Genomic DNA, 20,661 nt, shown 5'->3' with positions numbered 1-20,661 from the left:
TCTTTAAAATAAGAAATTGTAACCAAAATAAATTCCTGTGCTAGAAGTGTCGCTTAAATCCAAACTTGCCCCTGTTGGAGTATCATTAATAAGCACACTACTGCTCTCCTCTCCAAAATCTAATCGTTTTGATTGAATGCCAAACTCTAACTCCCCAAATTGCATTTCATAAATTGCCCCTGCTCTAACGCCATAAGTTAGCCCAGTATAATCAAGTTTCCCCATAGCACTATCATTAATCACAAAACTTCCAGAATCAAATTTTCCAAATGCCAATCCTGCTTCCACTCCAAGCAAAAGCCGCCAACTTTGTGTGTTTGGAATCCGCGGAGTAAAGGAATAACCAAAAGTTAAAGTGCGATAAGAAAATCCATTTTTCTTTAAAGTATTCTCAAAACCAAGCAAGATTCTGTGATTTGGACTTAATAAATATCCCGCCTTTATTCCAAACCCAAAAGGTTTTTCATTTAAATCGTGTTTTTGAGAATCAAAGCCTGTAATTCCAAGATTGGCATCTGATTCTACTTTATTATAAGTCCCATAAACGCCAAGCAAACGATTCTTTCTTGTTTCATACAAGGGATGATAAGTGCTTTGAGGAGCTATTCCTTGATAAACTTCATAACTCACTAAAAATTCAACCATTGCCAATAGAAATAACAAAAAACGCACAAAAACTCCTCTTATTAAACTTCTTTAATAAACAAAAAGCAAAAATAATTCCAAGCTACTCTTCAATAATTCCAAGTCGTTTTGCCATAAAACCAATCGTAATTCCCTGTAAAAGCACTGAAACAAGCACCATAAAAAACACCACATTAAAAATCATATGTGAATTTTCAAGCTTATAAGCATAAGGATAAGTGGCTAAAATAATAGGCACCGCTCCCCTCAATCCCACCCACGAAATATAAGCTTTTTCTTTAGTGCTATATTTACTCTTCATTAGAGAAATAAACACACTCATTGGACGCGCAATAAAAATTAACACCAAAGAAAGGATTAAGGCTTGAATAGCTACTTCTGGGAGTTCTGATGGGAACACCAACAAACCTAAAACCAAAAACACTACAATTTGCATCATCCAAGCAATCACATCGTGAAAAGCAATAATATGTGCTTTATTAGGAAAAGCAAATTTATTTGTCATAATTCCTGCAATATAAATGCTCAAAAAACCATTTCCCCCTAAAAGTGAAGAAAGTCCAAAAATCATAAATAACCACGCTACACTAATAAGAGGATAAAGCCCCGCTTGAGAAATATTAATAAACTGGCAAATCTTAGGAAATAGATATCCACACACTAGCCCGAGCACCCCTCCAATCGCAAATTGTATAACAAAATAAAAAAACCATTCACTCACCACATTAGCTTGGGGCATCGTAAGAATTTGCAAAACAATAATTGTTAAAAAAATTGCCATAGGATCATTGCTTCCTGATTCCAATTCCAAAAGCGGACGGATATTATTTTTAAGCCTAATCTTTTGAGAACGCAGAATCATAAAAACTGCTGCGGCATCTGTAGAAGAAACAATCGAACCCAAAAGCATTGATTCTAAAAATGTAAAATCTAAAATCAAATAAATAAAACAAGCCATCACCAAAGCTGTAATTAAAACACCAAATGTTGCAAGTAAGATTCCATTAATTGCAACTGGCTTCACTTCTTCCCAAAAAGTATCAAGCCCTCCGCTATACAAAATAAAAATCAATGCAATTGTCCCTATGGCTTGAGTTAGAAGTGCATTATCAAATTCGATTCCGCCAATCCCTTCACTTCCAAGCAACATTCCAATCCCTAAAAACACAAGCAATAATGGGATTCCAATTTTCTCTGAAATTTTACTTGCATAAACACTGATAAACAAAATCACACCAATGATGACAATATAAAGATTTAAATTCGCTACAATCTCTGCCATTATTTCCCTCTTTAAATCTTCACGCGAGATTGCAAAGCACGAATAATAGAGAGCTGATCAATATTTTCTAAACTCACACCTGTTGGCACTCCTTGTGCAATCTTCGTAAATTGTAAATCTAAATGACTAAGTTTATCTTCTAAATATAGCATTAAACTATCACTCTTCAAAGAAGGACTAAGTGCAAAAATCACTTCTGTAACTTTATCTTTGATGATTTTATTTTCTAAAAGTTTCAAATTAAGTGCTTCTAAAGAAGTAATCACAAAATACTTCCCGTGAAATTCACCACTTTCTTCTAACAAAAAAATATCTTTGGGACTTGTAAGAATACAAAGCTCTCCATTATTTCGCATCGCATTTGAACAAATCTCACAAACTGGCTCTTTACTAATCCCAAAGCACTCTTCACAAATCCGCAATTCTTGCATACAATGTTCAATATTATGAGCAATCTGCAAAGCACTGAATTTATCCTCAAAAGCCAAAAAATAAGCAAGACGCATTGCTGATTTTTTCCCTATACTTGGAAGTTTTTCTAAAGATTCTACTAGTTTTACAAAACTCTCTGGAAGCGATTTCATAAAATATTACCCTAGCCTTTTTGTATTAAAAAATGCCTATTAAATTTAAAATAAATTATAACTTCAACTAGATAAATAACCAATAAATCCACCTAAAATCCAAGAATAAAGTTAATAATAAATCTAGTTAAAATTAGCTAGAATCTGATATTAATTTTTTAAAAATAATGAGGAGTTATTAATTTGGAAGAATTTGATTATTATGAAGTATTAGAAGTGCAACGCAATGCAAGTGGAGATGAAATTAAAAAAGCTTATCGCAAAATGGCTTTAAAATATCATCCAGATAGAAACCCTGATGATAAAGAAGCCGAAGAAATGTTTAAAAAAGTCAATGAAGCCTATCAAATTTTAAGTGACAAAGAAAAAAGACAAATTTATGATACTTATGGCAAAAAAGGATTAGAGAGTAGCGGATTTGGATTTGGCGATATGGGAGAAAGTATTTTTGATATTTTCAATTCGGTATTTGGTGGTAATTTTGGAGGTTTTGGTGGATTTAGCCAAAGAAGTAAAAAAAATGAAAAATACCCACGCGATTTGGGAATAGCCCTTGAACTCACTTTTCAAGAAGCAGTTTTTGGCTGCAAAAAGGAAATAGAAATACTCTATAAAAAATCTTGCGATTCTTGCCAAGGAAGTGGTGCAAAAGATGGAAAGGTAGAAACTTGCAAAGTTTGTAAAGGTAGCGGTAGAGAAACTTTTTCACAAGGATTTATGACTTTTGCTCAAACCTGCTCTAAATGCAATGGAAGTGGGCAAATGATTAGTGAAAAATGCGAAAAATGCCACGGCAAAGGTTATAAAGAAGAAAAAGAAAAATTTGAAGTTAATATCCCAGAAGGCGTTGATAGCCACAATCAAATTCGAGTAACCCAACGCGGAAATCTTATGCCAGATGGCACAAGAGGCGATTTATATATTGAAATCCAAGCCCTAGAAGATGAACATTTTATCCGCCATCACAATGATATTTATTTAGAAGTCCCTGTGTTTTTCACTCTTGTAATGCTTGGAGGAACTATTAAGATTCCAGCCCTTACTAAGGAATTAGAACTTAAAATCCCCATTGGCGTCAAAGACAAACAACAATTTGTTTTCCATGGTGAAGGTGTGAAAAGTGTCAATGGCAATAAAAAAGGAAATTTCATCGCAGTTGTAAATATCACTTATCCTACCAAACTAGATGAGAAGCAAAAATCTCTACTCAATGAATTACATCAATCCTTTGGCTATGAAGAAGCAAAACCTATTAATTGTTTAGAAGGACTTGTGGATAAAATTAAAAATTGGTTCAAATAAAAAGCTCTTATTAGGTAGCCCAAAAAGCTACCTAAATAATTAAGAAAGGCTTAAAACCCCCAAAACAACACTCACCACAATACCTGCCATAATTGTTCCATACTGAATTCCACGATTTTTCTTAGAATTAAACAAAGTAATCATAAGTCCAGAAAGATAGAGCAACACTAGCGTAATCCCAAAACCTATAGCCAAAATATTAAAATACCATTTTGCTTTTGCTTTATGAAGCATAATAAGATCGCCAATAAAAGAACGCTTTAGTGTTGTGATAGTCCATACATTTTCACCACTTTTAGCAATACTTGCAGAATAATGTGTCCCACCTACACTCAAAGCACCACTTTTATTCACTTTAGGTTCAGTTTTAGAAGGTAAAGGAATATTATTGTTTTGCAAATAATTCAACATCGCCTCTGCTTCTCCTCCCTTAGGAATCTCGGCATTAAGGGTATAGGTATTCTTAGTTGCCCCACTATCTTGGTCAAATCCGCTAATATACAAAATCCCTGTTAGTGCATACATTAATGCAACTGGCAGAAAAAATAAACTAAGATAAATGTGAATGTTCCGAAATTGTTTTGTCATTGTTAATCCTTTTGCAGTAAAATTCGAAGCGAAAGTATAATAAAAAAATGTGAATAAAATGTTAAGCAAAAATAATCTTTTATTTGCTAGAATCAAAAAAGCTTTCTAAAAAACCTAAGGAATACGATGCGTTATTTATTTTTTCTTTTTTTCTTTGCTTTATATCTTTTTAGTGCGGACACCTACAGCAACAATGCCTTTGCTATCAATGGTGAAGTAAAATACAAAAACTTCAAACATTTTGACTATGTTAATCCTGATGCCCCAAAGGGAGGACATATCAAAGAATATGCCATTGGAACTTTTGATAGTTTTTATGATTTTTTACTTAAAGGCACAAGTGCTCAAGGATTACACCTTATTTATGATACTTTAATGGTGCGTTCTTTAGATGAACCAAGTAGCCAATATGGGCTTATTGCCAAACAAATCCAAAGAGCAAAAGACAATACCTTTGTCATTTTTCATCTTGATCCTAATGCAAGATTTAACGATGGTAAGGAAATTACGGCTTTTGATGTTGAATTTAGTTTTAACCTTATCGCACACGGAGAAAATCCTTCAATGAATCGCTACTATGCGGACATTAAAGAAGCTATTGTGGTGGATAAACACACCATTCGTTTTAATTTTAAAGATTCTAAAAATCGAGAATTAGCTTTAATTCTAGGGGATTTACCTATTCTTCCTAAACACTATTATGAAACCACAACCCCCAAAGCAAACCCACTAAGAATCCCACTTGGAAGTGGTCCTTATAAAATCGAATCTTTTGAAGCTGGGCGTAGCATCACTTATAAAAGAGTAGAAAACTATTGGGCAAAAGATCACCCAACACGCATTGGATATTTTAATTTTGATCGAATCACTTTTGATTATTACAAAGATGATTCTGTAGCACTTGAGGCTTTTAAGGCAGGGAGATACGACTACAGACAAGAAATGAGTGCTAAAAATTGGGCTTTAGGTTATAATGGCAAGGCACTCAAAAATGGCGAAATTATTAAACAAGAAATCTTGCACTCTCTCTCTAGCGGAATGCAAGGTTTTGTTTTTAATTTACGCAAAAATATTTTTCAAGACATCAAAGTAAGAGAAGCTTTAGGGTTAGCATTTGACTTTGAATGGAGCAATAAAAATCTCTTTTTCAATCAATATGCAAGGACAACAAGCTTTTTTGATAATTCCGAATTTGCAAGCGTTGGAATTCCACTTGGAGAAGAATTAAAACTCCTTGAATCTTTTAAAGATAATCTCCCACAAGAGCTTTTTACACAAAGTTTTAAACTCCCTACCACACAAGGCAATGGAAACAATAGAGACAATCTTAAAAAAGCACAAAAACTTCTCAAAGAAGCTGGTTTTGTAACAAAAAATGGTAAGCTTTATGATAAAAACAATCAACCATTTGTTTTTGAACTTTTACTCGTTTCTCCTGCGATGGAACGCGTTGCTATACCCTTTGCTAAGAACCTGCAAATTTTAGGTATTGAAATGAAAATTAGACTAGTTGATATTAGTCAATATATTAACCAACTTCGCACTTTTGATTATGATATGATTGTAGGGGTTTTCCCTCAAAGTCTCTCTCCAGGCAATGAGCAAAGCTTTTTTTGGGGATCTAGCGCTGCTGATGCAGAGGGCAGCTATAATTACGCAGGAATCAAAAATCCTGTCATTGATTCTCTCATACAAAAAGTGATTAATGCTGAAGACTATCAAGACTTGCTCACTGCAACAAGGGCACTTGATAGAGTGCTTTTGTGGAATTATTATGTGATTCCCCATTATCATACAAAAACCTTCCGAATTGCTTTTTGGAATTTTTTAGAACACCCCAAAATTACTCCTATTTATGATGTAGGATTTGAAACTTGGTGGGTTAATGAAAATAAACTCCTAAAAATACAAGAAAACTATCCTTCTTTTAGGCGCTAAGGAAATTTGCGTGGGGATTTATATTCTTAAAAGGCTTTTGCTTATCATTCCTACTTTACTTGGAATCATCACGCTTAATTTCTTCATTATTCAAGCCGCTCCAGGTGGTCCTGTTGAGCAAATGATTGCCAAACTAGAATCACATAATTTGCAAGGTGAAGTCGCTAGTGGTGGAATCTACAAAAATCAAGGGCTAGATTCAGAAATGATCAACAAAATTAATGCCCTTTATGGCTTTGACAAACCGCTGTTAGAGAGATATTTTTTGATGCTAAAAAACTATGTTTTCTTAGACTTTGGAGAGAGTTTTTACAAAAATGCTTCCGTGCTAGATCTCCTTGTAGAAAAACTTCCTGTTTCTATTTCTCTTGGGCTTTGGAGCACTTTGCTTATTTATCTTATCTCCATTCCCTTAGGCATTAAAAAAGCTATCCATAATGGCACTCCTTTTGATCACTTCACAAGCACACTCATCATTATTGGCAATGCAATTCCTACCTTTCTTTTTGCCTTGATACTGATTATTTTCTTTGCTGGAGGCACTTATTTTAGTTGGTTTCCTTTGCGTGGAATCATAGGCGATAACTTCGAATCACTTTCCTTAATAGGAAAAATAAAAGATTATTTTTGGCATATTACATTGCCTGTTATTGCTCTTAGTATTGGAGGATTTGCAACCTTAACTTTACTTTCAAAAAATTCCTTTTTAGAAGAAATCCATAAACAATATGTCAAACTTGCCTTTGCCAAAGGACTAAACCAAAATCAAGTGCTCTATCGCCATATTTTTCGCAATGCAATGCTTTTAATCCTCTCATCAATTCCTCAAGCTCTACTTGGAATCTTACTTACTGGATCACTTTTGGTGGAAATCATTTTTTCTTTAGATGGTTTAGGATTGCTTGGCTATGAATCCATTATTACGCGTGATTATCCTGTGATTTTTGGGACCTTATATCTTTTTACACTTTTTGGCTTAATCATCACGCTAATTAGCGATTTACTCTATGTTTTAATTGATCCTAGAATCCACTTCCAAAAGGTATAAAATGGGATTTTTCACGCTACGACATTACCACACTTTTAAAGCCAACAAAAAAGCCTTTTATTCCCTATGGATTTTTTTAGCAATTTTCATTATTAGCCTTAATGCGGAATTTATCGCCAATGACAAGCCTCTTTATATCCGCTATGACAATCAAAACTATTTTCCTATTTTTAAAAACTATCCTGAAACCACCTTTGGGGGAGATTTTGAGAGTGAGGCTAATTATAATGATCCTTATTTACGAGATTTAATCAACCAAAAAGGCTTTTTAATTATGCCACTTATCCCTTATTCTTATGATACAATCATCTACACACTCCCCTCTCCTGCTCCTACTCCACCAAGCCTTTTAAACCCTCTAGGCACTGATGATTTAGGCAGAGATGTTGTAGCGCGTTTGCTTTATGGACTTAAGACTTCTATACTCTTTGCTTTTATTCTCACCTTTTTTAGCTCCATTATTGGGCTTGTAGTTGGTGCTATTTGTGGATATTTTGGAGGGAAAATTGATTTATTTGGACAAAGACTCATTGAAATTTGGAGTGGAATGCCTATTTTATTTATCTTGATTATTTTAGCTAGTTTATTGCAGCCAACCTTTTGGACTATCCTTTTTGCCGTGCTTTTATTTTCTTGGATTACGCTTGTCCCTTTTGTGAGAGCAGAATTTTTAAAAGTGAGGAATCTTGATTACATTAAAGCTGCAAAAATGCTTGGGGTAGGTCATTATCGAATTATTTTCTACCATATTTTACCTAATGCTCTTGTAGCTTTGCTAACCTATCTGCCTTTTATTTTATGTGGAAGTATTACCACTCTAGCTTCTTTGGATTTTTTGGGACTTGGATTGCCACCACCCAATGCGAGTTTAGGAGAGATTTTAGCACAAGGCAAAAACAATCTTAATGCCCCTTGGCTAGGACTAAGCGGATTCTTTACTCTTAGTATCTTACTTTGTCTTTTAGTCTTTATTGGCGAGGGATTACGGGATTGCTTAAAGGGAAACAATGAAACTTTTAGAAATTAAAGATCTCTGTTTAAAACTTGGCAACTTCAATCTAAAAAACATTTCTTTTGAGCTTGAAGAAGGAAGTATTTTAGGGATTGTTGGAGAATCAGGCAGTGGAAAATCTATGCTAGGTAATGCTATTTTACAACTCCTGCCTAATCTCCAATATCAAAAAGGTGAAATTAGCTTTTTAGGACAAAATTTGCTTCAATACTCACCAATTAAAATGCAAAACATTCGCGGTAAAGAAATTAGCTATATTTTTCAAGAACCACTAAGCGCCCTAAATCCACTTCATAAAATCAAAAAACAACTCGCTGAAACACTTTTAATCCATAATCCAAATCTCTCCAAAACAGATCTTCAAAGCAAATTAATAGAGCTTTTAGAAAATGTCCATTTACCACAAAAAGTGCTAGAATCATATCCTTATAAATTAAGCGGAGGACAAAGGCAGAGAATCTGCATTGCCATTGCCCTTGCAAACTCTCCTAAACTTCTTATTGCTGATGAACCCACAACCGCTTTAGATTCCACCACGCAAGAACAAATTCTTTTGCTTTTGCAATCTCTACAAAAAAAACTTCATCTTAGTATTTTATTTATTAGTCACGATCTCTTAGTCATCTCCAAACTCTGCAAAACCATCCTTGTATTAAAACAAGGCGAAATCATTGAGAGAGGTCCCACACAAGATATTTTTAAAAATCCACAAAATCCTTACACTAAACTTTTAGTGCAATCCCTTCATTTCTCTTACAATACCCATTTAGATTTTGGCAAACCACTCTTAAGGGTTCAAAATTTGCAAGTTTCATATCCTACTAAAAAAAGTTTTTTTGGAAAAACTTTGGAGAGTTTTGAAGCTCTTAAACCTCTTAGTTTTGAGTTAAGAGAGGGGGAGAGTTTAGGCATTATTGGAGAATCAGGTAGCGGTAAAACTTCTCTAGCAAACGCTATTTGTCGCTTAGTAGAATCCAAAGGCAAAGTGGATTTACTTCATCAAGATTTCTTTTCACTCCAAGGAGAAAAATTAAGGGATTTTAGAAAAAATATCCAAATGATTTTTCAAGATCCCTTTAGCTCACTTAATCCCAAAATGACAATCGCTCAAATCCTAGCAGAAGGACTAATTGCTCATCACATTAAAGATCATCAAGCAAGAATCAAACAAGCTCTTTTGGATACAAACTTAGATGAAAGTTTTTTGGAGCGTTATCCCAATGAATTAAGTGGCGGACAAAGGCAAAGAGTGAGTATCGCAAGAAGTTTGATTCTAAAACCAAAAGTCTTGCTGCTTGATGAGCCAACGAGTGCTTTAGATAAAAACACACAAAAACAAATCCTCAACCTTCTTTTAAGATTGGCACAACAATATCGTTTGAGCTATCTCTGCATCAGTCACGATTTAAGCGTTATTGCCACTCTTTGCCAAAATGTCATTGTATTAAAAAATGGAGAAGCCCTTGAGTGTGGCAAAACCCAAGAAGTCTTTAAAAATCCAAAAAATCCTTATGTGCAAAATCTTCTCAAAGCAAGTGGGATTCAATGAAATTCTTTAAATTCGCCCTTTTGGCTTTATTCTTATTAGCCTTACCGCTTTTTTCTCTTGTTTTCACTCCCGTTGCCTTACAAGCGATTCTAAAATCTATTTATGCTCCTGCACTTTTTGGAGTTTATTCTAAAGATTTTGGAAAGCTTTATTGTCAGCTTTATGGTGTGGCTACCCCTAGTAAAAACTTCCAATCAGAGATTTGTGAAATTGACCCAAAAACCCTAAAGGCAATGCGTCATTTTGCAATGAATTACACGCAAAACAAAATTTTTTCTGAACAACAATACTTCCTAAGCTACCAAAATGGCTGGTGTTTTTTACAAAATGGAGGAAATTTATTTAATGAGCAAATTATCAAAGATGGTTATGGAGTGGTTCAATATTTTGATCTCACTCAAGGAGAAGTTATTGCAAATTTAGAAACATTAGAGAATGTTGCAAGAAACGAAAGAAAGGGGCTATGGAAAGAATGGGCAAAAGAAATGGAATGCATCAAAAGCACTCTAAGGGGAATAGCCCAAGAGAATCTAGAGTGATTTTTTACTTATTTTAATTCCCCCCAATTCTCTCCGATACTTATACTGCATTTAAGCGGCACTCTTAGCGTAGCGATATTCTCCATAATTAAAGCAATCTTTTTAGCTTCCTTGCTAGCTATTTCTTTTGGAGCTTCAAAAATCAATTCATCATGCACTTGCAACAACAACTTTGATTCCAAGGAAGAATGCATAATTTTATTCATTGCCATTTTGATGATATCTGCTGCACTACCTTGAAAAATCGCATTAATACCCTCCCTTAAAAAAGCTGCTTTTTGATATTCTTGAACACCTTCAAAATCAAATTTTCTCATTCTACCTAAAAGTGTTTTAGAATAGCCATTTTCCAAAATAAACTCTTCTTGTTCCTTTAAAAAATTTTTAATCATCGGAAAGGAAGTGAAATAATTTTGAATATAAGTTTTGGCTTCTTGAAAATTAATTTTAAGAGTTTCAGAAAGCTTTTTAGGACCCATTCCATAAATTAAACCAAAATTAATACTCTTAGCAACTGCTCGCTTCTCTTGTGCCATTTCCTCACCGAAAATCTTTTTGGCTGTTTCTAGATGAATATCTGCATCTTGCAAAAATGCATCTATCATTGCCTTATCTTGTGAAAAATGTGCCAAAAGACGCAATTCAATTTGCGAATAATCCAAACTAATAAGCAAACAATTTTCTTTTGCAATAAATCCCTTGCGTATGCGTCTTCCCTCCAAAGTTTTCACAGGAATATTTTGCAAATTAGGATTCTTAGAACTAAGGCGTCCCGTGCTAGTGCCTGTCTGCATAAAAGAAGTATAGATTCGATGCTCCAAATCACTTTTAGCGTGTTCAATTAAAGGCTCAATATAAGTGCTATAGAGTTTAAAAGATTCTCTATATTCTAAAATTTTAGGGATAATGGGATGTGAATCATAGAGAGAATTTAACACCAATTCAGAAGTGCTATAGCCAGATTTAGTCTTTTTACTTGCTTCTAGCTTCAAATCATCAAATAAAATACTAGCCAACTGCTGAGGCGAATTAAGATTGAAACGCTTATTAGCTAAAACAAAAATTTCTTCAGAAATTTGATGTAGCTTTTCTCTTGTTTCTGCATTTAACCCTAAAAAATATTCCAAATCAATTTTAATCCCAGATAATTCCATATTCATTAAACTTTGAATAAAGGGAAATTCCACTTTTTGTGCAATCTCTAAAAGTGATTCATCCATTAATCCCCGTAATTTAAAGTAAAGTTGATAGCAAGCCGCTGCATCTTCACTAGCATACTCACACGCATGTTGAATTAAAATATTTGAAAAATTCTCATTTTTACCTACAATGTCTTTGTAATGAATCATCTCATGATTAAAATATTTTTTCATTAAGAAATCTAAATTACAAAGTGTATCACTCTGCAAAAGCCAAGCCAAAAGCATACTATCACGCACTTTTGAAAAATCTTCTAAAACAAAATCAAAATTTGTTTTTAAAATTTCAAGATCGTATTTAAGATTATGCCCAATCACATATTGTGATTGAAAAATCTGCTCAATGCATTCTCTAGCACATTCCAAACTCACTTGTGATTCCACACCTAAATAATTATGTGCGATAGGAATATAATAACAATCCACACCATTCACACTAAAAGAGAAACCAACAATTTTAGCCTTTCTTACATCTAAAGAAGTTGTTTCAGTATCAAAAGAAAAAATACTTTCTTTAGGCAATGTTGAAAAAAATTCTTTAAGCTTTGAATCGTTATCAATTAAATGGGTTTTATAAATAAATTTTTTTTCTTGTTCATTTTCTTGCGATTCAATTTGGGAAATTTTCTTTTTAGTGATAGGATTTTTATGTAATTTTTTCAAAACACTATTTAAATCATATTCCCTTAATGAATCTAAAATCCTAAGCAAAGGTGAATCTTGAGGCATTTCACATTCGCTTAAATCAAAATCTTCCAATAAATCATCTCTAAGCTTTACAAGCTCTCTACTGCGATACGCATCATCTTTAGCCGCACTTAGAAGTTCTCTAGTTCGCTTTTGCGGAATCTCATCTAAATGTTGATAAATGCTATCTAAGCTTCCAAAATTATTAAGCAAATTAACAGCACCCTTTGCACCGATGCCTTTCACTCCTGGAACATTATCTGCACTATCCCCAACAATACTTTGATAATCTACAAACTGGCTAGGATAAACTCCATATTTTTCTTTGCATTCTTCTTCTCTAATTTCTTCTTTTTTGCTAGGATTAAATAAGAAAGTGTCTTTGTCGATTAGCTGATAAAGGTCTTTGTCGTGACTAATAATTCGCACATTAACATCAAGCTTATTGACTTGCTTATTAATAGAAGCAATCACATCATCTGCTTCAAAGCCTTCAATGCTAATATTTTTAAAGCCCATATCTTCCACCCATCTTATGGCAACCTCAAGTTGCAATTTTAAATCTTGCGGCACTTCTGGGCGATTTGCTTTATAAAGTGGATCAATTTGTTTGCGAAAATTTTCTCCCTTAGAATCAAGTGCAAACACTAGATAATCTTTAGGATAATCCTTATGTAACTGCATAATCAACTTTGCAAAGCCTGTCAAAAGTCCTGTTGGAAATCCTTCGTGATTCTTAAGTGGCGGAAGTGCAAAATAGCTCCGAAATAAAAAACCAAAAGTATCAATAATGGTTAAAGTTTTGGTAGCCATTTTTTAAGATTTCCTTTGTGAGGCGTGTTTCTTTTTAATATAAATATTAATTGATTCCACCCCCAAAGAAAATGCCATAGCAAAATAAATATAACCTTTAGAAATATGAAATTCTAAACCTTCTGCCACCAAAGTTACACCCACCAAGATCAAAAAGGCTAAGGCTAGAATCTTAATCGTTGGATTTTCATCAACAAATTCTGAAATACTTTTACTTGCAAGCATCATTACCAAAACCGCTATAATAACAGCAATCATCATAATTTCTATATTATTAACCATTCCCACAGCAGTGATAACCGAATCAAGCGAAAACACTATATCTAAAATTGCAATTTGAATAAGCACACTAAAAAATCCCCTCTTAGCTCCTTCTTTTAATAGATTCTCATCACTCTTTTCACCGGCATTATCAATATCATGGTGAATTTCTAAGGTAGATTTTGCAATCAAAAATAACCCCCCAAGAATCAAAATAATATCTCGCCCAGAAATTTCTTGAGAAAACACACTAAAAAGGGGTGTGGTAAGTTTCATAATCCAAAAAAGAGACAACAATAGCATTAAACGCGTTAGCATTGCTAAACCAAGACCAAAGATTCTTGCTCTCTGTCTTTGCTCCTTTGGAAGCCTACCTACCAAAATAGCAATAAAAATAATATTATCAATCCCTAAAACAATTTCTAAGCCAATGAGCGTTATTAAAGCAACCCACATTTCCGCACTCAAAATCCACTCAAACATTTCAATCCTTCAAAAAAAGTTAAGCAAGAATCATAAAGATTCTAGTTAAAAATAATATTTGGGAAAATAATAGGATAACGCTTAGTTTTCTTAAACATTAGCTTTCTTAAGGCATTACGCACCTCATTTTCCATAGCTTTTTGATTATTGTAAAGCTCTTTTTTGCAATTCTTAACAAAAAGAATAAAAAATTCCTCAATCTCTTTATTAAAGCTTATAATATCTTTATTAGCAATAATTCCCATAGTTTGCACTCTAGGCTTACCAATAAGAGCATTTTTAGCTTTATCAATCTGCACCATCACACTAACAATCCCATTTTCAGCTAAATTTTGTCTATCTAAAACAACTTCATTAGCAATGGTTGCATTAACTTGGTTGTCAATGTAAGTTTTGCCTGTTTTCACGCTTCGAACTTTGCGTAAATAATTGTGCGCTACTTCCACTTGATCTCCATCTTCCATAAGATAGATATTTTTTTCATCAACACCGCAAGAAATGGCTGTTTCTTTGTGCTTTAAAATATGGTTATACTCCCCATGCACTGGCAAGAAAAACTTGGGCTTCACAAGACGCAACATAAGCTTTTGCTCTTCTTGTGCAGCGTGCCCGCTTGTATGAATCTCACTAAAATCTTGATAATAAACCTTTGCTCCAGCTTTATTAATAAAATTCAAAATATTAGACACTGAACCTTCATTTCCTGGGATTGCCTTAGCTGAGAGAATCACAATATCGCTAGGTTTAATCTTAATATGTCGATGCTCATCTGTTGCCATACGATAAAGCGCACTCATTGTCTCACCTTGACTACCCGTTGTTACAATCAAAACTTCTTCATCTGCATATTTTGCTACTTCATGTGCTTCAATAAAAATATTTTGTGGCAAATCAATATAGCCTAACACTCTTGCAATTTCTAAGTTTTTCTCCATAGAACGCCCTATAACTGAGACTTTACGCCCATATTTCAATCCATGTTGAATAGCTTGATAAACGCGATGAATGTTAGAGCTAAAAGTGCTCATAATCACACGCCCCTTAGCACGAGAAAAAAGCATATCAAAAGCCGGTCCAACACTTGCTTCACTTGGTGTGTAACCTGATTTATGAGAATTTGTCGAATCACTTAATAAAAGCAAAACTCCCTGTTCGCCATAATATGCTATCCGATTTAAATCTGTTGGGTATCCATCTATTGGGGTATGATCTATTTTAAAATCTCCTGTATGGAAAATCACTCCTGCCTCTGTCTTGATAGCCAAAGCACTTGAATCTACAATGGAATGCGTGATGTGAATCCATTCAATCTCAAATTCACCAATTCTAATAGGTTTTCTCTTTTCTACTGGACGAAAAAGAGAGCGGAATTTTTTAAGTCCGTGTTCATCAAATTTCGATCCAATCAAACCTAAAGGTAGTGCAGTTCCATAAATAGGAAATTGATATTTTTTAAATAAATAAGGCATAGCACCAATATGATCTTCGTGTGCGTGTGTAATCACAATTCCTGCAATTTTATCTTTAATGACTTCTAAATAGCTAAAATCTGGCACTAAAATATCAACTCCATGCATATCGCTATCAGGGAAACTCATTCCTGCATCAATAATAATGGCAGAATTTTGAGTTTCAATGATTGTCATATTTCCACCAATTTCCCCAAGTCCCCCAATAGGAGTGATTCTCACCCTTGCATTAGGATTAAAATGGGCTTTAGAATAGGTAGTGAGTGAATTTTGATGCACTCTTGCATTCGCCTCTACTGCTTTTTTTAAATCAATATGACTTGATTCTTTGCTCCCCATATTTTTATTGCGGAATTTTTGATCACCTTGTGCAGTATTTTGAGACTTCTTAGAAAAGCGTTGATTGTGCCGATGTTGCCCATTTTGACTTTGTTTTTCTTCCCCTTGCTGATTATTTCTTGGTCTAAAACGCCTTTTATTTGGTTCTTTTTGAGTTTCTGTTATCTCTTGTGAAGAAATATTTTGTGTATTTTGTGTTTCTTTTTCTTCCATGACAATCCGCCTTTTATAGTAATTTCAAAAGTCGGTGATAATCGGTCGTATCAATCTCGTGAGGTCTTTTATTAGAAACAATCCCTAATGTCTCCAAAGTTTCCATAATTTTTTCTTTAGAATAAACCTTGGAGAGATTGTTAAAAAGCGTTTTTCTTGGAGCACTAAAGGCAATCTTTAGCAATTCTTCTAGCTTTACCAAAAAATCACTTGATGGAATATGATTTTTTTCTATCAAAAATACGGCTGAAGTTACCTTGGGTTGAGGCACAAAAGCACTTGGTGGAACTTCAAAAAGCATCTTTGCTTCCCCCACGCTTTGCGCTAAAACACTTAAAGCGCTAAAATCACTTTGATTTTGAATCGCACAAAATTTTAAGGCAACTTCCTTTTGCGTCATCACGACACAACCCTTACACAATGGATCTTTAATTGCTTTAATTACCAATAAAGTAGCAATATAATAAGGCAAATTAGAAATAAGAAAGTAAGGTTTATTTTCTAAACTCTCTCTACTCCAAATTTCTAATATATCGCCAACTTTAAGTTCTAATTGTCCATTTTCAAGGGCTACTTTAAAACGCTCTTTTAAATAAGGGATTAATTCCTTATCAACCTCATAAGCAGTGACATTTCCTAAGCTTAATAGCTTATTTGTTAGATCACCTAAGCCAGCCCCAATTTCAATGAATTTTAAATTTCTAAATTCCTTGGGAATGGATTGGACAATCTGTGATAAAACTTTCTCATCTTGTAAAAAATTCTGCCCAAAATGCTTTTTAGCAATTTTATTTTTTTCTGTCGTTTTAATCTTTTAAGCCTTAAAAATATTTTTTTATTGTAGCACAATTTTGTATAATTTTTAACATTTTTTAACAAGTCCATTTTCAAAAATGCAAACCCTAAGTGAATTCCCAAAATGATCGCTTAATTCCAAAACTACCTCCTTAGTTGGAAAACTCACCTTTTCTCCAGTTTTTTTGCACCTCAAAAACCCCCTATTATCAAAAATCGCCCTACCGCCACTTTGATTCCCACAGCCCCCATACATTTGCACTTTGCTCACCCCATATCTTTTGGAGATTGACAAATCACCCTCTCTTAGCGTATTAGCAAATTTCGTATTATTATAAGTATAAACGCTTAAATATTTTCCACTCATAGGATCCCTTGCTACTTCAAAAGAATCCATAGGTCTATCATCAAAATTTTTCGTCTTTGAACTCCTTGCACTATCACTAAAGATAGAATACGCCCACTCAATGTTTTTTAGATTAGAAAATTGTAATCTCCAGTAACTCTCTTCAAATCTACTTCTCTCATCTTGACAAAAATCACTTTGACAAAATAAGCTTTGTGTAATATCCTTAGAAGCATTCAAAGCCAAAAACCGCGTATAATTTAAATGATTAACAATCTGCTCTTGAGCTAAATTTAACGCAGATTTTGGATAAAATAAATAACCAACTCCACTTAAAATACCCAAAATCCCTAAAACCAGTAAAATCTCAAATAAACTAAAGGCTTTATTGAACATAAAATGCGGTAACTTCTTTGCCATAATAAATAATAGGAATTTTAATAGAATCTTTTTTATAAATTTGGCTTAATTTTCTCCCCCCTTCTTCAATTCCATAAAACAATAATCTCTCTTGCATTCTTACTTCAGTTCTAACTGCTTTGATTTTTCGTTTTTTAAGTTCTTTTGCTAATTCTTGAGCAATATAATGCCGATAAGCAAAATGATTTTCCTTATTAGAAAGCACCACAAACAGAGGCTTTGAAAAAATCAATAAACCTGTCATACACAACAATATAATTAATGTAACTTTAAATGGAATTTTATAACGCCCTTTAAACTTAGGCAACCTAACCCTAAGTCCAGAATAATACAAACTCACCATCAAAGGAATCCCAACCATCAATAAAGCTGCAAAAGATTCAATATCCACTCTCTGACGCAATGAAAAAATAAAAATAAAACTCAAAGCCACTACAACAATATACCACATTAAAGGCTTAGTTTTAGAATTCGCAAATCGATAAATCATATACAAAAAATATAAAAAAACCAAAGGAGAAAAAATAAGAAGCAAATGCCCAATAACGCTAATAAAATGGCTCTCAGGGTGTCCGCCAATCCCTAAATCAAATAAATACATATTAACTGCAAAAAATATCAAAGAAGCAAAAACTAAAAAAGTATTTTTATGAACAATTCCATAAAAGATTAAAGCTAAAAATACCAATGAAAAACTCTTATCCACAAAAACCATTATTAATAAAAGCCAATAAGGAAATTTTTGTGTTTTTTGATACCATAAGCACAAAAGCAAGCTAAAAAAAATCACGATTCCACTATTAGAAATTAGAATCGCTCCTGCATTCACTCCAGGCAACAGCAAAAAAAGTAATGCACAAAATACTGCATCACTAGGGCGTTTTAGAAATGTTTTTGCTAACAAAAACATTAAAATACCATTACACAAATGCAAGATTAAAAATCCACTTCTAAGCCCAATATCACTTTGCCCAAATAAAAAAACGCTCAATTTGGCATAATATCCAGCAAAATCATGCGGATTAAAAAAAGACTGCGTTTCATAAAAGCTAATGCTTAAATTTTTTCCCACCCATAAAAGCAAGAAAAAATCAATCAATAAAATAAGAAATAAAGAAAGATACGCCTTTTTATTCTCTGCCAAAAGAAACCTACATCTCTATAAATTCATAACCATTTTTACGCAACTCTTTACGAATTTCATCTTGATGATCTTTGCCCTTTGTCTCTAGCATCACAACCACATTTGCATCGCCATAACCCAAAGAAGTGGAAGTCCTATCAAAATCAATTTTTACAATATTTGCTCCAAGCTTTGAGAGTAAATTACTTAAAGATTGCAAACTTCCAGGCTTATCAACCAATACCACACTAAAACGCATTTTACGATGAGAACGCACTAAACCTTTTTCAATAATCACACCTAGCATTGTAACATCAATATTGCCACCGCTTAGAACTAAACCCACAGATTCATTTCGGTTGATTTTAAATTTTTGATGCAAAAGGGCTGCTACAACACTTGCCCCAGCACCCTCCACAACTAATTTTTGTTTTTCTAGTAGATACAAAATTGCATTAGCAATCTCCTCATCATCCACCATTACAATCTCATCCACACATTCTAAAATATAATTAAAATTCTTTTCATTTACATCACGCACCGCAATTCCATCGGCAATTGTCCGCACAGATTTCGTGGTTTGGATAGATTTTTTATAAAATGAATGATACATTCCAGGAGCACCTTGAGCTACAACACCTATCACCCTAACACTAGGCAACATTTGCTTATAAGCAGCTGCTATCCCTGAAATCAATCCCCCACCACCAATAGGCACAACAATAGTCGTAAGAGCATTTTGATCCTCTATCATCTCTAAAGCTATTGTCCCTTGTCCTGCGATAACTTCATCATCTGCAAAGGGATGAATAAAATGTAAATTATTTTTTTGTGCATATTCCAAAGCATACGCATAAGCTTCATCATAATTATTCCCATACAAAATTGCTTCTGCACCAAGTTCTTTTACTCCCATTACCTTTAATAAGGGCGTTGATTCAGGCATCACAATAACTGCCTTAATTCCATAGTGTTTTGCACTATAGGCAACACCTTGAGCGTGATTCCCAGCACTTGAAGCAATCACGCCTTTTTTGCGTTCTTCTGTAGTCAATGAAGCGATTTTATTAAAAGCTCCACGCAATTTAAAAGAACCTGTATTTTGCAAATTTTCTTGCTTAACATAAATTTTTGCTCCACTTAATTGACTAAGTTTTGGTGCAAAAGCTAATTTTGTATGCTCCACCACTCCCTTTAATCTACGGCTTGCATCCATAATTTTTGCTAACGAAATCATTCAAACAACCTTTGATGCTCTATTTTAATGCATAAATTTTCAAAATATGTAATACCTTGATTTTCTAAAATCTCTTTAGATTCTTGACTAAAAAGACCAAGTTGCACCCATACACATTTTGGCTTAACTTCTAAACTCAATACCTCTTTTGCAATTCCAAGAATCGCTTCACTTTTGCGAAAAATATCTAAAATATCAATTCCACCCCTTTGTGCTTCACTGCTAAACGCCTCTTGCAAAGTGCGATAAGCAGTGATTCCAAGAATCTCACCACCTTTAGGATAAATAGGTATCACTCTATAACCCTGCTCTAAAAGATATTTTGCTACCTTATTGCTAGGCTTACTTTCATCGGGTGAAAGCCCCAAAATAGCAATAGTCTTTGCTTCTTGTAAAATTTGTTTGATTTGTAAATCTTGTTTTAACATACCACACTACTTTTTTACTATGAATTTTAGCTAAGTTTTTTAAAAATTTTATAAAAGTTTATTCAAAAAAACAAATAAACTTTTTTATAACTCCCAAATAAACATATTCTTATTAATTTTTAGAATCTTTTTTTAAAAATCAAGCATTTATGACTTTTAAAACACTAAAATACATTAAAAAAAGTAATCAAAATTTGCAAAAATTAGATTTATTTAAATGAAAGAAATAAGTGGCGGACAGAGAGAGATTCGAACTCTCGGTAATCTTGCGACTACGCATCCTTAGCAGGGATGTGGTTTCAGCCAACTCACCCATCTGTCCGTAAGAAAAGTGTAATTATAATGAAAAAATGTAAAAAAA

General features: G+C 33.6%; 18 protein-coding genes and 1 tRNA gene. 6 read left to right on the top strand and 13 right to left on the bottom strand.

Annotation, left to right across the window (positions count from 1 at the left end; all coding sequences use genetic code 11):
- Positions 1-3: 3 nt before the first annotated feature.
- The 3 genes from HCAN_RS02935 to recR are packed head-to-tail and all read right to left on the bottom strand — an operon-like array spanning position 4 to position 2,511.
- Complete coding sequence (locus tag HCAN_RS02935; RefSeq protein WP_006655249.1) at positions 4-672, bottom strand: hypothetical protein; 669 nt, start codon at positions 670-672, stop codon at positions 4-6.
- Positions 673-727: 55 nt separating this feature from the next.
- On the bottom strand, positions 728-1,927 hold the full coding sequence (locus tag HCAN_RS02930; protein WP_006655248.1) for a potassium/proton antiporter: 1,200 nt from the start codon (positions 1,925-1,927) through the stop codon (positions 728-730).
- 11 nt (positions 1,928-1,938) lie between these two features.
- Positions 1,939-2,511 carry a recombination mediator RecR gene (recR, locus tag HCAN_RS02925; protein WP_006655247.1) on the bottom strand — a complete coding sequence of 191 codons (573 nt, stop codon included), beginning with the start codon at positions 2,509-2,511 and terminating at the stop codon, positions 1,939-1,941.
- Positions 2,512-2,694: 183 nt separating this feature from the next.
- Here recR and dnaJ point away from each other — a divergent pair, with 183 nt between their 5' ends.
- Entirely contained in the window at positions 2,695-3,813 is a 1,119-nt protein-coding gene (gene dnaJ, locus HCAN_RS02920; protein ID WP_006655246.1) for a molecular chaperone DnaJ, read from the top strand.
- A 39-nt stretch (positions 3,814-3,852) separates the two neighbouring features.
- On the opposite strand, the gene HCAN_RS02915 is transcribed toward dnaJ, so the two are convergent.
- The gene (locus HCAN_RS02915) at positions 3,853-4,401 is read right to left on the bottom strand and encodes a hypothetical protein (protein ID WP_006655245.1); all 549 of its coding nucleotides are present in this window, start codon (positions 4,399-4,401) and stop codon (positions 3,853-3,855) included.
- Between the two features lie 126 nt (positions 4,402-4,527).
- Here HCAN_RS02915 and HCAN_RS02910 point away from each other — a divergent pair, with 126 nt between their 5' ends.
- The 5 genes from HCAN_RS02910 to HCAN_RS02890 are packed head-to-tail and all read left to right on the top strand — an operon-like array spanning position 4,528 to position 10,487.
- Positions 4,528-6,339 carry an extracellular solute-binding protein gene (locus HCAN_RS02910; RefSeq protein ID WP_006655244.1) on the top strand — a complete coding sequence of 604 codons (1,812 nt, stop codon included), beginning with the start codon at positions 4,528-4,530 and terminating at the stop codon, positions 6,337-6,339.
- Positions 6,340-6,349: 10 nt separating this feature from the next.
- A complete protein-coding gene (locus tag HCAN_RS02905; RefSeq protein ID WP_006655243.1) occupies positions 6,350-7,387 on the top strand; it encodes a microcin C ABC transporter permease YejB in 1,038 nt (345 codons plus the stop codon).
- A 1-nt stretch (position 7,388) separates the two neighbouring features.
- On the top strand, positions 7,389-8,414 hold the full coding sequence (locus HCAN_RS02900) for an ABC transporter permease (RefSeq protein WP_006655242.1): 1,026 nt from the start codon (positions 7,389-7,391) through the stop codon (positions 8,412-8,414).
- Positions 8,395-9,948 (top strand): dipeptide ABC transporter ATP-binding protein, encoded by a 1,554-nt coding sequence (locus HCAN_RS02895; RefSeq protein WP_006655241.1) that lies wholly within the window; start codon positions 8,395-8,397, stop codon positions 9,946-9,948. Before HCAN_RS02900 ends, HCAN_RS02895 begins: the two co-directional genes overlap by 20 nt.
- Positions 9,945-10,487 (top strand): thermonuclease family protein, encoded by a 543-nt coding sequence (locus HCAN_RS02890; protein ID WP_006655240.1) that lies wholly within the window; start codon positions 9,945-9,947, stop codon positions 10,485-10,487. The genes HCAN_RS02895 and HCAN_RS02890 overlap by 4 nt, the downstream gene beginning before the upstream one ends.
- An 8-nt stretch (positions 10,488-10,495) precedes the next feature.
- Here the strand turns inward: HCAN_RS02890 and polA are convergent, their stop codons facing one another.
- The 9 genes from polA to HCAN_RS02845 all read right to left on the bottom strand — a co-directional run bounded on the left by polA (position 10,496) and on the right by HCAN_RS02845 (position 20,622).
- Positions 10,496-13,186: a DNA polymerase I gene (gene polA / locus HCAN_RS02885; RefSeq protein WP_006655239.1), complete on the bottom strand. Its 2,691-nt coding sequence runs from the start codon at positions 13,184-13,186 to the stop codon at positions 10,496-10,498.
- 3 nt (positions 13,187-13,189) lie between these two features.
- Positions 13,190-13,930 (bottom strand): TerC family protein, encoded by a 741-nt coding sequence (locus HCAN_RS02880; protein WP_006655238.1) that lies wholly within the window; start codon positions 13,928-13,930, stop codon positions 13,190-13,192.
- A gap of 41 nt (positions 13,931-13,971) precedes the next feature.
- The gene (locus HCAN_RS02875; RefSeq protein WP_006655237.1) at positions 13,972-15,951 is read right to left on the bottom strand and encodes a ribonuclease J; all 1,980 of its coding nucleotides are present in this window, start codon (positions 15,949-15,951) and stop codon (positions 13,972-13,974) included.
- 13 nt (positions 15,952-15,964) lie between these two features.
- On the bottom strand, positions 15,965-16,681 hold the full coding sequence (gene rsmA, locus HCAN_RS02870) for a 16S rRNA (adenine(1518)-N(6)/adenine(1519)-N(6))-dimethyltransferase RsmA (protein ID WP_231232560.1): 717 nt from the start codon (positions 16,679-16,681) through the stop codon (positions 15,965-15,967).
- Between the two features lie 132 nt (positions 16,682-16,813).
- Positions 16,814-17,488 (bottom strand): prepilin-type N-terminal cleavage/methylation domain-containing protein, encoded by a 675-nt coding sequence (locus tag HCAN_RS02865; RefSeq protein ID WP_231232531.1) that lies wholly within the window; start codon positions 17,486-17,488, stop codon positions 16,814-16,816.
- Complete coding sequence (locus tag HCAN_RS02860; RefSeq protein ID WP_006655233.1) at positions 17,478-18,656, bottom strand: hypothetical protein; 1,179 nt, start codon at positions 18,654-18,656, stop codon at positions 17,478-17,480. Before HCAN_RS02860 ends, HCAN_RS02865 begins: the two co-directional genes overlap by 11 nt.
- A gap of 7 nt (positions 18,657-18,663) precedes the next feature.
- Positions 18,664-19,872: a threonine ammonia-lyase gene (ilvA, locus tag HCAN_RS02855; protein ID WP_006655232.1), complete on the bottom strand. Its 1,209-nt coding sequence runs from the start codon at positions 19,870-19,872 to the stop codon at positions 18,664-18,666.
- A complete protein-coding gene (locus HCAN_RS02850) occupies positions 19,869-20,300 on the bottom strand; it encodes a CoA-binding protein (protein WP_006655231.1) in 432 nt (143 codons plus the stop codon). The genes ilvA and HCAN_RS02850 overlap by 4 nt, the downstream gene beginning before the upstream one ends.
- A 231-nt stretch (positions 20,301-20,531) precedes the next feature.
- A tRNA-Ser gene (locus HCAN_RS02845) sits at positions 20,532-20,622 on the bottom strand.
- Between the last annotated feature and the right edge of the window lie 39 nt (positions 20,623-20,661).

Source organism: Helicobacter canadensis MIT 98-5491, assembly GCF_000162575.1.
Lineage (GTDB): Bacteria > Campylobacterota > Campylobacteria > Campylobacterales > Helicobacteraceae > Helicobacter_D > Helicobacter_D canadensis.
Note: the sequence above shows the minus strand (reverse complement) of the source record. Positions and strands in the feature narration are given on the sequence as shown.

Bases quoted from the DNA above. Each gene is read 5' to 3' on its own strand.
- HCAN_RS02930 (WP_006655248.1), bottom strand. From the start codon at position 1,927: ATGGCAGAGATTGTAGCGAATTTAAATCTTTATATTGTCATCATTGGT.
- recR (WP_006655247.1), bottom strand. From the start codon at position 2,511: ATGAAATCGCTTCCAGAGAGTTTTGTAAAACTAGTAGAATCTTTAGAA.
- HCAN_RS02915 (WP_006655245.1), bottom strand. From the start codon at position 4,401: ATGACAAAACAATTTCGGAACATTCACATTTATCTTAGTTTATTTTTT.
- HCAN_RS02910 (WP_006655244.1), top strand. From the start codon at position 4,528: ATGCGTTATTTATTTTTTCTTTTTTTCTTTGCTTTATATCTTTTTAGT.
- HCAN_RS02900 (WP_006655242.1), top strand. From the start codon at position 7,389: ATGGGATTTTTCACGCTACGACATTACCACACTTTTAAAGCCAACAAA.
- HCAN_RS02895 (WP_006655241.1), top strand. From the start codon at position 8,395: ATGAAACTTTTAGAAATTAAAGATCTCTGTTTAAAACTTGGCAACTTC.
- HCAN_RS02890 (WP_006655240.1), top strand. From the start codon at position 9,945: ATGAAATTCTTTAAATTCGCCCTTTTGGCTTTATTCTTATTAGCCTTA.
- polA (WP_006655239.1), bottom strand. From the start codon at position 13,186: ATGGCTACCAAAACTTTAACCATTATTGATACTTTTGGTTTTTTATTT.
- HCAN_RS02880 (WP_006655238.1), bottom strand. From the start codon at position 13,930: ATGTTTGAGTGGATTTTGAGTGCGGAAATGTGGGTTGCTTTAATAACG.
- HCAN_RS02875 (WP_006655237.1), bottom strand. From the start codon at position 15,951: ATGGAAGAAAAAGAAACACAAAATACACAAAATATTTCTTCACAAGAG.
- HCAN_RS02865 (WP_231232531.1), bottom strand. From the start codon at position 17,488: ATGTTCAATAAAGCCTTTAGTTTATTTGAGATTTTACTGGTTTTAGGG.
- ilvA (WP_006655232.1), bottom strand. From the start codon at position 19,872: ATGATTTCGTTAGCAAAAATTATGGATGCAAGCCGTAGATTAAAGGGA.
- HCAN_RS02850 (WP_006655231.1), bottom strand. From the start codon at position 20,300: ATGTTAAAACAAGATTTACAAATCAAACAAATTTTACAAGAAGCAAAG.